Here is a 15,096-nt window from a genome sequence, read left to right on the forward strand (position 1 = left end):
GTTCGCGGTCAGCCAGCCACCGTCGATGACCATCTCTGTTCCGTGGATGAAACTGGCGTCCTCGCTGGCGAGATAGACGGCGAGCTTGGCGATCTCCTCCGGCTCGCACCAGCGGCCGGCGGGGGTGCGCCTGATCTCCTCTTCGTTTTCCGGCAGTGTCTCGGATCCTCCCTCCGGCATCGTGAGGCCAGTCTTCGTCGCACCTGGACAGATCGCGTTCACGCGGATGCCCTTGCGGCCGTAGTCGAAGGTGAGGGCCCGGGTGAGGCCAAGCACTCCATGCTTGGCGGCGGTATACGCGGTTCCACCGCCGGCGGCGCTGAGGGATGCGATGCTCGCGGTGTTCACGATGACGCCGCCTCCTTTGCTCAACATGTGGGGGATCACCTCACGGGACATCAGGAAGGGGCCTGTGAGGTTTACCGCAATGTTGAGATCCCACTCGGAAAGGGGGATCTCATGGGCAGCGCCGAAGCTGTCGATGATGCCTGCGTTGTTGCAGAGCACGTCGATTTTTCCGCCCCAGGCGAGCACCTGGTTGACGGCTTCGGCGACGGATTCCGGCTTGCTGATGTCCGCCCTGACTGCGGTGCCCATCGAAGGCTCCGGGAGCAGCGCCAACGACTCCTGTGCGCTGCCGAGGTTGATGTCCAGGGCCGCTACGCGAGCGCCCTTCGCCGCGAACTCCTGGACCATCGCGCGACCCATCCCGGAGCCGCCGCCGGTGACCACCACCACCTTGCCTTCGAATGACGTCATGACTGAACTCCTTTGTCGTGTCTGAAGATTCCGGTCGGAGGTAGTTCTGGTTGCCCCACCTCCGCAGCCGACGAGCCAGATGCGCCGTTGAAGCGGCTCTCTGATCTGTCGTGGCAATGGTACAACACTAATTTAATGAATGTAAAGGAAGGCGAGGCCTGGTTGGGCTCGGATTGGATCTCGGGTTGAGCCAAGGAACCTCATTTAAATATGCCCGCGAAACATGACCGGTGCCTCACGTATCTATGCCTGCGTAATTCCTGAGTCTAGCTCGCCCGTTTCTTTGAGGTGCGGACGGGTTTGACCTCGGCAACCGTGTCGGGTTGTTTCGCGAGTTCAACGGCTTCGAGTTTGCGTGTCTTGTCCGCGGCGAGCCAGGTGAGGCGTTGTTGAAGGCGGTCGATCTCGCGAGCGAGATGCGCGGGGTTCAGGCTATCCCGGTACGCGGTGAGTTCCGCAGCCTTCTCCTTGGTGAGGACGCCCGAGCGCAGCACACGATCAAGCGGGGTCGCGAGGTCGTCGTAGACGCGCCTGCGCCGTCCCTTGGTGTCGGTGTCCCACTCGATGGGTTTCTTCGTCGGGGTGAGGAAGTTGTGACGGTCGTTCACCAGTGGCCACAACTCGTTCAACAGCTTCAACTGGGTCGGGGTGTCGTAGCGCCAGTAAAACGCGTACCGGCGTACGATCTGGTTGTTCTTTGACTCGATCGTGGCTTGATCGTTCTTCTTGTACGGACGTGAACGGGTGAAGTAGATATCGAGCTCTGCGGCCCAGCCGATGACGTCGTAGTTGATGAACTCGCTCCCGTTATCAAAATCCACCCCGGTGACTTCGAAGGGTGTCTCGGTGATGAACCGGTCGAGGGCGTCACGTAGGTGCAGGTGCGCGTTGTTCCTGATCGACCGGGTGTAGGTCCATCCGGTGTGCATGTCTGTCATATCGAGGGTGCGCGCGAACTCGCCCTTCAACACGGGTCCGCAGTGAGCAACGGTGTCGCCCTCGAAGAACCCTGGTATGGCTTCGATCTCGTCCCCGGCTTTCCGGACGGTGATCGAGTTCCTGAGCAGTGGCCCTGGTGTGGTCGTGGTGATGCCCCGTAACGGGTCTTTCGCCCGGGCCGGAGCGAGGTACCGGTCGATGGTGGCCGGGGACATTGCAATCAGCTCGTCGCACACCTGGTCAGAGTAGCCAGCCTTGCCAGGAATCAGTTCTCCATGCGCTTCCAAGAGCATCAATTGGAGTTCCATCGTCGCGGCAAGGTATTTCCCGCTGATGCCGCCCGCGAACGCCCATACCCGATGTAACACGTTGATCGCCTGCTCGGAATACTTCAACGCCCTTGGCTTCCGTTTCCGAGCGTTGACGCGGCGCGGTTTCGAAGCTGTTTTCAACTGTCGGCGCGCGTTGTCCCTGGACCAGCCGGTGATCGCGCACACTTCATCAAGCAATTTGCTCTTCTCGCCCTTCGCTGCAGCAGCGTATTGCCGAGCGAACTTCCTCGTGATCTCGTGTCTGGCTCGCATTGATAGCCCGCTTCCCATGAAACTGATGATCCTGTTTCGCGGGCATATTGGGTGAGGCACGTCGTGAGCTTGACCGGGGATGTCGCTGCGCTTACTCTATTGAACGATAATTTAATTTGAGACAGTGGCCGGAAGAACCGAAGCGGATGGCATCAAAGGAGATGGCGCAGTGAAGTCAACTATGCAGCAGGTCGATCTCAGCGTTCTCGACATCCTCGAACACGGTGCGCACAACTTCGGTACCGCCGAGGTGATCACGCGATACGAGGACGGCACGCGGGTAACTACTTTCCGGGAGATCCGGGATCGCGCTGCGAGCCTCAGCGCCGGGCTTCGGGGGCTTGGAGTGAGCGTCGGAGACCGTGTCGGAACTTTCGCCTGGAACACTCCGGAGCATCTAGAATGCTACTTCGCCGTTCCTGGCATGGGAGCAGTGTTGCACACGATGAACCCTCGGTTCAGCACCGAGCAGCTCACCTGGTGTCTGCAGGACGCCCAGACCACTGTCGCCGTCGTGGATAGCTCATTGGCCGAACCGTTTGCGGACCTGCTGACTCGCGAGCAGCCTATCCGCGCCATCGTTATCTATGAGAACGGCGAGCCGCTCGGTAGCGAGGCTTGTCAGCGGCTTATTAGCCGAGCCGTATCGCGCGGCATTGAGGTCCGCGCGTATCCGGAGGTGCTCGCTGGGCATGCCGGCGAAGACGCTTTCCAGCACGTACCGGAGACCTTAGCCGCAGCGCTCTGCCACACCTCAGGCACCACGGGAAACCCGAAGGGTGTCGCTTACAGCCACCGGTCCATCTGGCTGCACTCCCTCCTGAATACCAGTGCGGCACAATTCGGGCTGAACAGTCAGGACACGATCCTTCCGGCCGTGCCGATGTTCCATGTCCTGGGATGGAACTTAGCCTTCTCGTCATTCATGGTCGGGAGTCAACTAATTCTCACTAACCGCTGGAACCAGGCTGAGCCTCTTCTGCAGCTGATCACTGAGCACCGGCCGACGTTCGCGGCTGGCGTGCCGACGATCTGGAACGATGTGGCGCATAGTTACGACCAGGACGGCGGTGAGAACTACGATCTGTCCTCGCTGCAGCGAATGTCCTCAGGAGGGGCTGCGGTACCCGAGAGTCTGATCCGCTGGTGGCAGCAGGGGCACGAGGTTGCGGTTTTCCACGGCTGCGGAATGACGGAGACCTCGTCGACCATGGCTTCCGGTTTCCCTCCGGGCGGCATCGACCTGAAGGAGATCTCCCCGTATCAGCGCACTCAGGGGCAGTTCTTGATCGGCGTGCAGAACCGCATCGTCGACGATGAAGGTCGAGAACTGCCCAGAGACGGTGAGGCGGCGGGTGAACTCCAATTGCGCGGTCCGTGGATCACCGGCGCCTACCTCAATCGGGAGGAGACGGCTCTGACCGAAGACGGGTGGCTGCCGACCGGTGATATCGCGACGATCACTCACAACGGCTACCTGCAGTACACCGATCGCAGCAAAGACATCATCAAGTCTGGTGGTGAGTGGATCTCCTCCGTCGCGCTCGAGAACCGACTCGCCGGATACCCCGGGATTCATGAAGCCGTAGTGATCGGGATCGACGATGAAAGGTGGCAGGAACGCCCGGCCGCCATTCTCGTCTGTCATGGGGTGCGGCCCGAGATCGCGTCATTGAAGGAGCACCTCCTCGAGGAGTTTCCGAAGTTTTGGATTCCGAGCCAGTGGATCTTTGTCGAAGAGATCCCGAGGACCTCGGTCGGAAAGTACGACAAGAAGAAGCTGCGCGCCGAGTACCGCGAGGGAGCTCTTCCGCCCAGGGTATGAACTGCCGGGCCGACGATCCGAGAAACGACGGCATTGAGGTGCCACGCATCACGAACAAATAAGGAGTGAATCACAATGGACCAGGGGACAGCGACCCGAGAGACCAACGATCTGACCCGATCGCAGGCGTCATCCGCCCGCGCAAAGCAGGTGATTCCTGCGGGGCTCGTCTCTCATATCCGCTTTCGAGAGCACCAAGCAGTGTTCACGCGTGGTGAAGGTGCCTATATCTGGGATGTCGACGGAAACAAATACATCGACGCCGTCTGCGCCCACGGACCGGTCTTCCTGGGTCATGCGAACCCAGTCGTGAACGCGGCTGCGATCGCGTCACTGCACCAGGCCAGTCAGTTCGGCGGGAGTATCCAAGCCGAGACCGAGCTCGCCGAGCTCGCCTTGAGCAGGCTTCCGTTCGCTCAGAAGCTCACCCTGATGACTACCGGAACCGAAGCCGTGCAGCTCGCACTGCGGATCGCGCAGACCGCCACAGGGCGGGATTGCATCGTCAAATTCGACGGACACTACCATGGCTGGATCGATCCGGTCTATGTGAACATCCCTGGCTACGATCCTCAGCCGCCGGCGGATCTCGGCATCCCCGGGCAGTATTCGCCAGTGGATCCTGATCCTGCCGTGAACGGAGCCACGCCTCCCGGCAACGTCGTCATCGCCAGGTGGAACGACCTGGAGCACTTCCGCAAGCTGATGGCTGACGTCGGAAGCACAGTGGCAGGCATTATCATGGAGCCCCTGCTGACCGGTTTCGGTACGTTCAAGCCGCAGCAGGAGTTCATCGAGGGCATGATCGATATTGCGCATGAGCACGGTGCCCTGGTGATCTTCGACGAAATCGTCTCCGGCTTCCGCGTCGCCCCGGGCGGCGCCGCGGAACTCCTCGGGGTCTCCCCGGACATAGCGATCTACGCGAAGGCCGTTGCGAACGGTTTCCCGATCGCCATGGTCGCGGGCAGCGAGGCGGCGATGGCCTGCGTCACCGACGGCACCGTTCCCGCAGCGGGGACCTACAGTGGAACTCCGCACTGCGTCGAGGCCGCCAAAGCGACACTTGGCGCCATCTTCGAGGAAGGCGACGCGTTCTACGATCACCTCGAGATGATAGGTGCCCGGCTCAAGGAAGGGTTCGAGCGGGTAGGGGAGGAACTGGGGCTGCCGATCTCGGCCAACCAGCTCGGCCCGCTCGTGCAGCTGTTCTGTGGCGAGGGCCTGGACACGGAGTCGCTCTCAGGCGTATACGCGTCCGATCGGAAGATGATCACCGCGATCATGGAGGAGATGATCGCACGAGGCGTCTACACGACGCGGAAGGGCCTGTTCTTCCTCAATCGAGCACACACCGCTCAGGACATCGATGACATCGCGCGAGTCTTCAGGGAGGCGGCCCGTGCGGTGAGTGGTCGGTAGCGGCTCCGCGCTAAGAAAGGCCCTCGAGTCGGAGAGATCCGGCGCCAGGGCCTTTCTTAGCGCGCTGTAAGTTGCGCGTCAGCTGCCGCCTGACCTAAGCGCTTACAGACCCCGGGAGGGTTTCGTAGATGTAGAGGTTCGCGGTGGCTCCGCCGTCGACGACGAGATTGGTGCCGGTGATGCCCGAGGCGTCGTCGGAGGCCAGGAACGCGACCGTGGCCGCGATCTCTTCAGCCTCGATCAGTCGACGGAGTGGGACGCGGTCGAAGTGGTTCAGCATGTGGTCGAGTACCTCCGGCGTGGAGGTCTTGTGGACCATGTCGGTGTTGACGAACCCGGGGGCGACGCAGTTGACGCGCACTCCGAGGGGTGAGAGCTCGGTGGCCATCGTGCGGGCCATGCTCACGACAGCGGCCTTGCTGGCGGTGTAAGCCGTCACCGGACCGTCGGCGCCGAGTGCGTCGAGCGACGAGATATGAACGATGGATCCGGCACCGTGCTTCGTCATTCCGCGCGCCACGGCCTGTGAGAGCATGAGCGTGCCGATGACGTTGATATTGAAGGTGCGACGCGCGGTTTCGGCCTCGAGCTCCAGGAAGGGAGGCTCCTCAAACACGGCGGCATTGTTGACCAGGATGTCGATCCGGTCGTTCCTCGCGATCGCGGCTTCTACGATGCGGGTGATGTCTTGGTCGGAGGCGATGTCGGCGGCGAAAGCCCAGGCGCTTCCGCCCTGGTCTTGGATCATCCGGACGGTGCCCTCGATGGTCTCCACAGTGCGGCCGACGATCATCACCTCCGCGCCCTCTGCGGCGAGGCGGCAGGCGATCGATTGGCCGATACCCTGGCCTGCTCCAGTGACGATGGCACTTCGGCCGGCGAGACGGGGGAAGATCTGCTGCGTCATAGTGGGGGCTCCTGTTTTCGGTAGATGGGTAGCGATGTATGGGCGAGTGTCGCAAGTCATGAGGCATGCGTGGTGCTACGTCTGACCACGACTTCGAAAGCAACTGCCGCGATCAATACGGCGCCCTTGATCAGGTCCTGCGCGGGTGAGGGGAGGGCGAGCGAGGAGAACAGATTGTTCAGGGTAGCCAGGATTCCCACGCCAATCGCGGTGCGCCACATTGCACCCGTGCCTCCGTACAGGGAGGTCCCGCCGAGTACCACGGCGGTGATGGCGTCGAGGGCAACGCTCGTAGCCTGGCTCGAATCGCCGACGGAGAGCTTCGACGCGAGTATCACTGCGGCGAAGGCGGCGAGGAAGCCGGTGATCACGTACGAGATGATCGTGATGCGGTTCACCGCGAGACCCGTGAGGCGCGCCGCTTCGCGGTTCCCGCCGACCGCGTAGAGCTGACGGCCGTAGGTCGACTTCGCCAGCAGGATCCCGCCGAGGACGAACAAGACGATGACGAGGATGAACGGGATCGAGACTGGTCCCAGACGGCCGACGCCGAGCAGATTGAACTGCTGGCCGGAGGGGACGATGATGGGTTTCATGCCGGAGACCAGTGCGGCCGTCCCGAGGAATATTGAGGAACTCGCGAGAGTCGCGATCAGGGCATTGACTTGCAACTTCGTGATGACGAGCCCGTTGAAGAGGCCGGCGAGGAGACCGATCGCGAGTGCGATGAGCATCGCTGCGAAGACCGGCAGCCCTGCCATGTAGAGCATGGCATAGGCGACGGAACTCATGCCGAAGGTGCCAGCGACGGAGAGATCGAATCCTCCGCCGATGATCACGAGGGTCATGCCGATGGCGATGATGGCCATGCTCGCATTTTGCGTGATCGTATTCTGCAGATTCGTCGGGCTCAAGAAGGAGGGGTAAGAGATCTGCGCGGCCACGATGAGGACTACGAGCAGGATCACCATCCCGTACCTCAGGGCGAGCTGGGTGATGCGCTTCGCCGTGCCGGGAGTGCCAGTGGCGGTCGTGGTCATTGGTTCTGTCCTATTCCGAATGCAAGCTTCAGGATGTCGTCCTGGGTGATGTCGTCTCGCGAGGCGTCGAGTACGCCGGCGACGCGACCGTGTTCGAGTACGTATATCCGATCGCTCACGGCGGCGACTTCCTCGAGATCGCTGGAGACGAAGATGACGCCCATTCCGGCGTCCGCCATCTCTCGCAGCATGCGCATGATTTGGCCCTTGGCTCCGATATCGACGCCGCGGGTCGACTCGTCCGCCAGGAGCAGCGTGGGACCGCGCAAGCCCCATCGTGCGAACAGGACTTTCTGCTGGTTGCCCCCGGAGAGCCGGCCGACGGGGAGCGACAGCAGACGTGCCGGGATGGCGAAGCGGTTTGCGAGGTCGCCGACAAGTCGTTTCACGGTCGGGGTGTGGATCCAGCCGCCGCGCGAGACCTGCGAGATGTCTCCGACGATGATGTTGTCGCTGGAGGTTCGCTCGAGGGCGAGCCCGTCGGTCTTGCGCTCCTCGGGGATATATCCGATTCCGGAGCGCCACGCTGCACGAGGGCTCCGGGGGAGTGGACCTTCCTGGGTGCCGAGCTTCATCCTGCCGCTGAGCGCGGGCTGGACCCCGGCAAGGGTGCGCAGGAGCGTGGACCTCCCCGAACCGACGAGTCCACCGATGCCGACGATTTCGCCCTTGCGGACGGTGATATCGACATCGACGAGCTTGCCGACGTTGAGGCCGGAGACGTTCAGCAGCGTCTCGGCAGAAGCATCCGATTCACGGGGATTGAGCCCCTCCCTGGCCTTCTCCAGTTGCCCGGCCTCTTCGCCGAGCATGGCCTCGACGAGCGAGGCTTCGGTCCAGCGGGCGACTTCGGCCTTCTCGATGATCGTACCGTTGCGGAATACCGTGACGGTGTCGGAGATGGACATGACCTCATCGAGATAATGGCTGACGAAGATGATGGTGACGCCGCTGTCGCGCAGCTCGCGCATCGTCTTGAAGAGTGATGCTCGCTCTTCCGGAGCGAGCACTGCCGTGGGCTCGTCGAGCAGCAGGATGCGGCTGTCCAGTGCGAGGCCTCGCATGATCTCGATCATCTGCTGCATCGCGAGTGACAGCGCGCCGACGCGCGTCTTCGGATGCACGTCGATGCCGAGCCGCTCCCGAAGCTCGTGGAAACGGGGCAGCAGCCGATCCCACGTGGCGAATCCGAGGGGAAAATCCATCTGCCCGATGAATACGTTCTCGATCGCCGTCATCTCAGGGAAGAGGGAGAGCTCCTGATAGACGGTCGCGACACCGGCATCGGTCGCGGATCGCGACGTGAGCCCCTTCGGGAACCCGGTTCCCAGAATGCTGACGGTGCCCTCGCTCGGTGCGATGCGCCCGGCAATGAGTCCCAGGCAGGTCGACTTGCCGGCGCCGTTCTGGCCTACGAGGGCGTGAATCCTGCCCCGTTCGAAGGCGACGTCGAGCCCGCGGAGAGCGTAGAAGTCTCCGTAGGTCTTGCTGATGCGTGCGAGCTCTACTGCGCTGCTCTCCGCGGGCTCGATGTCGTCAACCATCGTGTCTCAGTACTCGAAGGGAAAGTCGCCGACGATTTTCTGGTCGAGGACCGTGTTGAACTGCTCATTGGTCTTCTCCCCGCCGCGACCGCACTCGCTGAGGACGAGCTGCGGAACGCTGTCACCTTGGAAGGCTGAGCTGAGGATGTCCACGCTGCAGGCTCCGGTCGTGTATGGGAAGTAGGGGACGCTCGCCGCGACCTTGCCCTCAACTATCGGCTGCTCGACGGTCTTGTCGCCGCCCAGGTCGTAGACCTGAACGTCATCTCGGTTCGCGTCGGCGAGGGCGCTGAGGACGCCGATCGTGATGGTCGAGAAGTGGGACAGCACGATCTGCGTGTCGGGATGGGTGACCAGGGCGTTCTGAGTCGCCTTGAGCGCGGAATCTCCCGAGTAGTCGGCGTAGTACACCTCGAGGAGCTCGAAGTTCGGGTTCTTCTCTGCGGCGTTGCGCACGGCCTCCTCCGCGGCCATGACCACGTCCTGCGCGCTGGGCCCGGCGACGTAGACGACCTGAGTCGGCTCGGTGATCTGCGAGCTGACGTAATCGGCCCACTTCTCGTAGTACTCGACGGTGCCGCCGCCCATGATCGTGCTCACCGTTCCCGGTGCGACGAGGTCTTGCCCTTTGGACAACGTCTTGCCGCACAGCGGCGTGATCACTGGCACGACCGCGATGTTCGCCGCGGGTGCCTCCTCGGTCAGCGCCTTGCAGACCGTCGCGCCCTCGGCGGCGTACACGACGAAGGCGTTGTACTTGCCGCTGTCGATCGCGTTCTCGATCTGGGCCAGCTGCTTGTTCGCGTCCCAGCCCGCCTCGAACTCCGTGACGTTCACCCCGAGCTCATCGGCCATGTCTTGCACGCCCTTGGCCATCGCCTGGGTGTAGGTGGTGTCCATCGCGGCGTTGAAGAAGGCGATATTGAGGCCTTCGGGGTCGTCGATGGTCAGCTGGCTGGCGCCGAGATCGAGTGTGAGCGTGTCGCCGTCCAGGGCGGCGCGGGTCTCGCCGAGGTCCGATGCCCTCCAGTTCAGTGAGGACCGGATATCGTCGTGGGCGCCGGATTCGTCGGTCATCTCCCCGCCGGAATCGACGGTGGAGCACCCTGTCGCGGTGAGGGTCAGTGCGGCTATCAGGGCCAGGCCGGTTGCCGTCTTCCGAATCGCCGGGTTCGGGGCGGTGTGCATGCGCATGGTGTGTCTCCTGTGCAGTGAGGATAAATGGTGGATTCGAGTTGTTCGACCTACCCGGCGTCGGCCTCTCGGTCCGTGCCGCCGATGAGTGCATACTGATCGGGATTACGCGACTTAAGAACCAGCGCAACAATGAGCCCGGCCAGGAATGGCGCGGCGAGGATGAGGAGAAGCCAGTCAAGTTCACCGGGGGCCCCTCCTACGACGAGGTCATAGTTGACCAACGCGAAGATGGCGAGCGTCAAGAAGAAGAGGGTTGATGCGAGGGGAGCGATCAGCGTTTTCCAAAGGTTCTCGCCAGGCTCCTTGGGATTGCGGCGGAACCAGACGACGACCGAAGCGCTCACGAGGACCATCAACATGATGATGCCCGTGCTGCCCACTCCCGCCAATGCGGCGTAAGTAAAGTTCGGGTCGCTATTTCCGATCGCAAATGCCAGAACCGTGGCTGCTGCGATCATCGAGCTCACGAGCGAGGCGCGGTATGGAGACCGAAAGCGCGGATGAACTCCGCCGATAGCTTTCGCAAGACCGCCATCCGTGCCCATGTTGAAGATGTAGCGGGTTGAAGCATTGTGAATCGACAGAAGCGCTGCGATCACCGCTGTGATGAGCAGCAGATTGACCACGTCTGCGAACCAGACGCCGATGAACTGACTGGCACCCATCGTAAACATCTCCGCGAGGTTGTCGTTGGCAACCTGCTGGGCACCGGAGCCGAAGGCGGCAACCAGCATCCAAACAGAGAAGACGTAGAGACCTCCGATGAGAATCACCGAGATGTAGGTTGCACGCGGAATGGTTCGGTCGGGATCCTTCACCTCGTCTCGATAGAGGACCGTGGCTTCGAACCCGATGAAGACCAGGATCGCGAAGAGGAAGCCCACCCAAGCTTCAGGTCCCGTGAACTCAGCCAGGTTGAACGACCCAAGGGGGATCCCCTCGGCACCGCCCTGGAAGAGTACTGCAAGGTTGAAGATGAGTGTGAGCGAAACCTCTAGAACCATGACCCAGACGAGGATTCGCACTGAGACATCGATGTTGAAGTAGCCCAGGATGCCGACAATAATGACGCATGCCAGGCTGCCGATCCACCAAGGTATCTCGGGGCCGCCGAATCGGGAGACGAGGCCTTGGATGACGATGCCTACGAAGCAAAACAGGCCGATGAGGATCGCCAGATACGACACGATGGCGACGTAGGCGCTACCGAGGCCGAGAACGCGACCGAGCCCGGTGGTGATGTAGGCATAGTATGCGCCTGGTCGGCGCATACGCCGGGTCATTGCCATATAGCCGACCGTGAATACCAGCAGAGCGGCCGCCACGAAAACGAATGCCAGAGGGGCTGTCACCCCGTTGACCCCGATGGTGAGCGAGAAGTAGCCGGCCATGCAGGTCAATGGAGAAGAGAACGCGAGGACTGAAAGCACTAACTTGAACGTATTCATGTGCCCGGTGAGCCGCGTGGGGGCGTCTCCTCCGTTTTGCGCTGTTTGCGCTGTGGTGGTCATCTCGGTCATCGTGCGGGCACCTTTCCACAAGTTCATCATTGAATGTGCGTTAAATCCTTATTAAACATACATTCAGGAGCTTTCACAATGAGAAATTGGAGCTGATTGGTCTCGATTGGGTAACGGTGCAGAAGGGGTTCTTTGGGGTGGGGTGGGGTGGGGTGGCCTTCTCGAATGAGGAGAGGTCGATGGTGGTGCAGTTCGGGGTGGGGTAGGAGAAGTGACCGAGGGGTTGCCGGTGACATGCTGGGGTTCTCGGTGCTGCCGCCTTGACCGCACTCCTTGATTAATGTTAAATAAGGGGAATACCCGGCAACGAAGCTAAGGAGACGGCGATGCCAAAGATTACCTACCATCACCCAGACGGTGAGCTCGACGCCGTTGAAGTTCCTGATGGGACGTCAGTGATGCGGGCTGCTCTCGTGAACAGCGTCGACGGCATCATCGGCGAGTGTGGTGGCCAGGCCATGTGCGCCACCTGTCACGTGTACGTCCGCGACGGCATCGATCTGCCCGAGGTCTCGGAGGACGAAGACGAGATGCTCGATTGCACGACGGAGGACCGTGCAGACAACTCCCGCCTCGGCTGCCAACTCGTCGCGGGGCGTGATTTCGACGAGATCGATGTCGATCTTCCCGTCACTCAGAACTGATAGGAGTTGCGCGTGACTGTCGTCATCATCGGAGCGGGGCATGCCGGAGTGCAGGCCGCCGAATCTCTTCGCACTGAGGGCTACTCGGGCAGGATCGTTCTGCTCGATCAGGCCGATCATCTGCCCTATCAGCGTCCGCCACTGTCCAAGGACTACATGAAGCTCGACGGCGATTCGACACCGATCCCGCTGCGGGGTGCCGAGTTCTACGGCGAACAAAACATTGAGCTGCGCGCCGGTGTCAAAGCCCTCGGGATCGACGCCGAATTGAAGACCGTGCAGTTGTCCGGTGGTGAATCCGTCACCTACGACGATTTGATCATCGCGGCCGGTGCTGATGCGCGGCGCGCCACGTGCGCCGGCAGTGATTTGGGCGGCATCAGCTATCTTCGCACGGTCGAGGATGCCGAGGCTCTCCGTGCTCAGCTCGATGAAGGACACGGGCGGGTCGTTGTCGTTGGCGCGGGGTTCATCGGACTGGAGTTCGCGGCCGTCGCCGCGCAACGAGGACTCGACGTTACGGTCATCGACTTCGCTCAGAGGCCGATGCAGCGGGTGCTGTCTCCGTCAATGTCCGATTACTTCTCGCGGCTGCACGGCGACCTCGGAGTGAAGCTGCACTTCGACGAGGGACTCGACCGATTCGCCGGGGAACAGAGCCAAGTTACCAGTGTTGTCGGCACCTCCGGTGCCGTATACCCATGCGATTTCGCCGTCGTGGGTCTTGGAGTCGTCACGGATGATGCTCTGGCCGTGGACGCCGGGATTTCCTGTGATCGCGGCGTGCTGGTTGATGTGCAGTTACGCACGGACCAGCCGCACGTTTACGCGATCGGTGACCTGGCCGTCTTCCCCTCCAAGCACTTCGGAGGCAATCTGCGTCTCGAATCGGTTCAGAACGCCACCGACATGGCGAAGACCGTTGCGAAGACGATCGCAGGCAGTCCCACCGAATACGACATTGCCCCATGGTTCTGGTCGAATCAGGCAACAGCCAAGCTGCAGATCGCCGGACTTGCCGACCCCACTGACGTCGTGATCGAGCGCGGCGACCGGGGTCGGGGCAAGTTCAGCCAGTTCCTATTCCGCGATGGACGTCTCATTGCCGTCGAATCGGTCAACTCCCCGGCTGACCACGTGGCGGCTAGGCGACTGCTCGAACACAACGCGAACGTCACCATGGATCAGATTCGTGACCAGTCCTTCAACCTGAAGGACTACGTGAAGTCCCTCCCCGTCGCTTAACGGCTATCACCTGAAATCCCGGTCATCCCAAAGGAGAGATCATGACCACTACGACCATCGCCCTGAAGGCGCCTGCGGGCGAGGATCTGCTCCCCTGGCGCGATCCCGAATTCGTCAAGGCGCCTTGGCCCTGGTTTGCCCGAGTGCGAGAGCAATACCCTGTCCTGTTACTCGAAGATGGGACCCTCGTGGTCAGCCGTTACGTGGACGTCACCGAGCATCTGAGGAGCCAAGAGCTTGTCGCGGTCTCTCCGGATGGGATCGGCGACAGCCCTTGGGTGGCCAACACCAACTCGGTCCTGATGACCGAAGGCGAGCGGCACACCCGTATCCATAAGTCCTTCCGCAAGTGGCTGACCCCCAAGAACGCGGCGGGCATGGCCGAAATCGCCGCCGAGTCAACGCGCGCCGCGCTTGCACACATCGGTCCCGACGGCATCATCAATGCGCACGCTTACCTGGGCGTGCAGCCCGCGCAGGATGCGATGGCCGATTTCCTCGATATCCCGCGCGAGGACGGCATGCCGTACATTATCGCCACCAACCAGACGATGGACTCGATGGGCTGGCAGCCAACTGACGAGGAGAAGCTTCTCGCCCGCGAGGGCTTCGGCTACATGATGTTCCAGGTCGACCGGCTCATCAAGGAGAAGCGAAAGAACCCTGGAGACGGCCTCCTTGATGAGCTGATCAGGATAAATGATGAGGGCGGTCTCAGCGATCGGGAGCTCAAGGAATCGGTGCAGATCCTGTGGGGGTCGGCTGCCCACAACCCGGGCTATGTGATTGCCTCGGCGATGGCGGATCTAGCGAGCTATCCGGAGGCCTGGAAGGCGTATCGGGAGAATCCAGATGCCCGTACCGCGATCATCAATGAAATTTTCCGACGCGCCCTACCTGAGGTGCTCGTCGACCGTTTTGCCACCGAACCGTATGAGATTCGCGGGGTAGCCGTGCAGCCGGGTCAGATGGTGCGATTCCTGCTCGGGGCGGCAGTCCGGGACCCCGAAGTGTTCAGCGACCCCGATGGGTTCGACTGGACCCGTCCGCCGGCGGCAAGCATGTCAATCGCGTTCGGCGCGGGCACCCACGCTTGCTGCGGGCAGGCCGTAGCACGCATCGAGATTCGCGCGATTCTCGACGTGCTCGCCGAGCGGTTCGAGAAGATCGAGATCGTTGGCGAGCCGCAGTGGGTCTTCTCCGATCGTCATCGCAACTGCGAGGAACTGTTCGTCCGGCTGACCGAACAGGCCTGAGAAGCCAGCGCAAGAATCCCCACCATCAACTGAAGGAGCATAGGAAATGGGACTCAACGACAACACCGTCCACTGGGATCGCGTCCAGAAGGGTGTCGAGCGTGCTGAGGGGCGTCTGATCTGGCGACCGTACGGTTTCCCCGAGATCATCGATCCCTCGCACTCGTACTTCCACGAGGGTGAGATCCAGCCCAAGTGGGATGTGTCCGACAAG

Annotated in this window: 12 protein-coding genes; 5 read left to right on the forward strand and 7 right to left on the reverse strand. The window is 61.7% G+C overall.

Annotated features, from left to right (window positions below):
• Positions 1-759: SDR family NAD(P)-dependent oxidoreductase (locus tag AMS67_RS12425; RefSeq protein WP_053387691.1), on the reverse strand; the 759-nt coding region annotated here is incomplete at its 3' end.
• A gap of 266 nt (positions 760-1,025) precedes the next feature.
• Positions 1,026-2,207 carry an integrase catalytic domain-containing protein gene (locus AMS67_RS12430; protein WP_241488075.1) on the reverse strand — a complete coding sequence of 394 codons (1,182 nt, stop codon included), beginning with the start codon at positions 2,205-2,207 and terminating at the stop codon, positions 1,026-1,028.
• Positions 2,208-2,463: 256 nt separating this feature from the next.
• Between AMS67_RS12430 and AMS67_RS12435 the strand changes: the two genes are divergently transcribed.
• Positions 2,464-4,107 carry a long-chain-fatty-acid--CoA ligase gene (locus AMS67_RS12435; RefSeq protein ID WP_156316657.1) on the forward strand — a complete coding sequence of 548 codons (1,644 nt, stop codon included), beginning with the start codon at positions 2,464-2,466 and terminating at the stop codon, positions 4,105-4,107.
• Between the two features lie 201 nt (positions 4,108-4,308).
• A complete protein-coding gene (locus tag AMS67_RS12440) occupies positions 4,309-5,529 on the forward strand; it encodes an aspartate aminotransferase family protein (RefSeq protein ID WP_162230857.1) in 1,221 nt (406 codons plus the stop codon).
• A gap of 94 nt (positions 5,530-5,623) precedes the next feature.
• On the opposite strand, the gene AMS67_RS12445 is transcribed toward AMS67_RS12440, so the two are convergent.
• Genes AMS67_RS12445 through AMS67_RS12465 form a run of 5 tightly spaced genes read right to left on the reverse strand, consistent with a single transcriptional unit; the run spans position 5,624 to position 11,737 of the window.
• Positions 5,624-6,436, reverse strand: a complete 813-nt coding sequence (locus AMS67_RS12445) for an SDR family NAD(P)-dependent oxidoreductase (protein ID WP_053387684.1) — start codon at positions 6,434-6,436, stop codon at positions 5,624-5,626.
• 56 nt (positions 6,437-6,492) lie between these two features.
• Positions 6,493-7,476, reverse strand: a complete 984-nt coding sequence (locus AMS67_RS12450) for an ABC transporter permease (protein WP_053387685.1) — start codon at positions 7,474-7,476, stop codon at positions 6,493-6,495.
• Positions 7,473-9,020, reverse strand: coding sequence for a sugar ABC transporter ATP-binding protein (locus AMS67_RS12455; protein WP_053387686.1), 1,548 nt, complete (start codon positions 9,018-9,020; stop codon positions 7,473-7,475). The genes AMS67_RS12450 and AMS67_RS12455 overlap by 4 nt, the downstream gene beginning before the upstream one ends.
• Positions 9,021-9,026: 6 nt before the next feature.
• Positions 9,027-10,214, reverse strand: a complete 1,188-nt coding sequence (locus AMS67_RS12460) for a sugar ABC transporter substrate-binding protein (protein WP_053387687.1) — start codon at positions 10,212-10,214, stop codon at positions 9,027-9,029.
• A 50-nt stretch (positions 10,215-10,264) separates the two neighbouring features.
• Positions 10,265-11,737, reverse strand: coding sequence for an APC family permease (locus AMS67_RS12465; RefSeq protein WP_053387693.1), 1,473 nt, complete (start codon positions 11,735-11,737; stop codon positions 10,265-10,267).
• 326 nt (positions 11,738-12,063) lie between these two features.
• On the opposite strand from AMS67_RS12465, the gene AMS67_RS12470 reads away from it, so the two are divergent.
• Genes AMS67_RS12470 through AMS67_RS12480 form a run of 3 tightly spaced genes read left to right on the forward strand, consistent with a single transcriptional unit; the run spans position 12,064 to position 14,882 of the window.
• A complete protein-coding gene (locus AMS67_RS12470; protein ID WP_053387688.1) occupies positions 12,064-12,381 on the forward strand; it encodes a 2Fe-2S iron-sulfur cluster-binding protein in 318 nt (105 codons plus the stop codon).
• A 12-nt stretch (positions 12,382-12,393) separates the two neighbouring features.
• Entirely contained in the window at positions 12,394-13,626 is a 1,233-nt protein-coding gene (locus tag AMS67_RS12475; RefSeq protein ID WP_277619565.1) for an NAD(P)/FAD-dependent oxidoreductase, read from the forward strand.
• Positions 13,627-13,667: 41 nt separating this feature from the next.
• The gene (locus AMS67_RS12480; RefSeq protein WP_053387690.1) at positions 13,668-14,882 is read left to right on the forward strand and encodes a cytochrome P450; all 1,215 of its coding nucleotides are present in this window, start codon (positions 13,668-13,670) and stop codon (positions 14,880-14,882) included.
• Positions 14,883-15,096 lie beyond the last annotated feature (214 nt).

This window comes from Leucobacter japonicus (genome assembly GCF_001273855.1).
Taxonomy (GTDB): domain Bacteria; phylum Actinomycetota; class Actinomycetes; order Actinomycetales; family Microbacteriaceae; genus Leucobacter; species Leucobacter japonicus.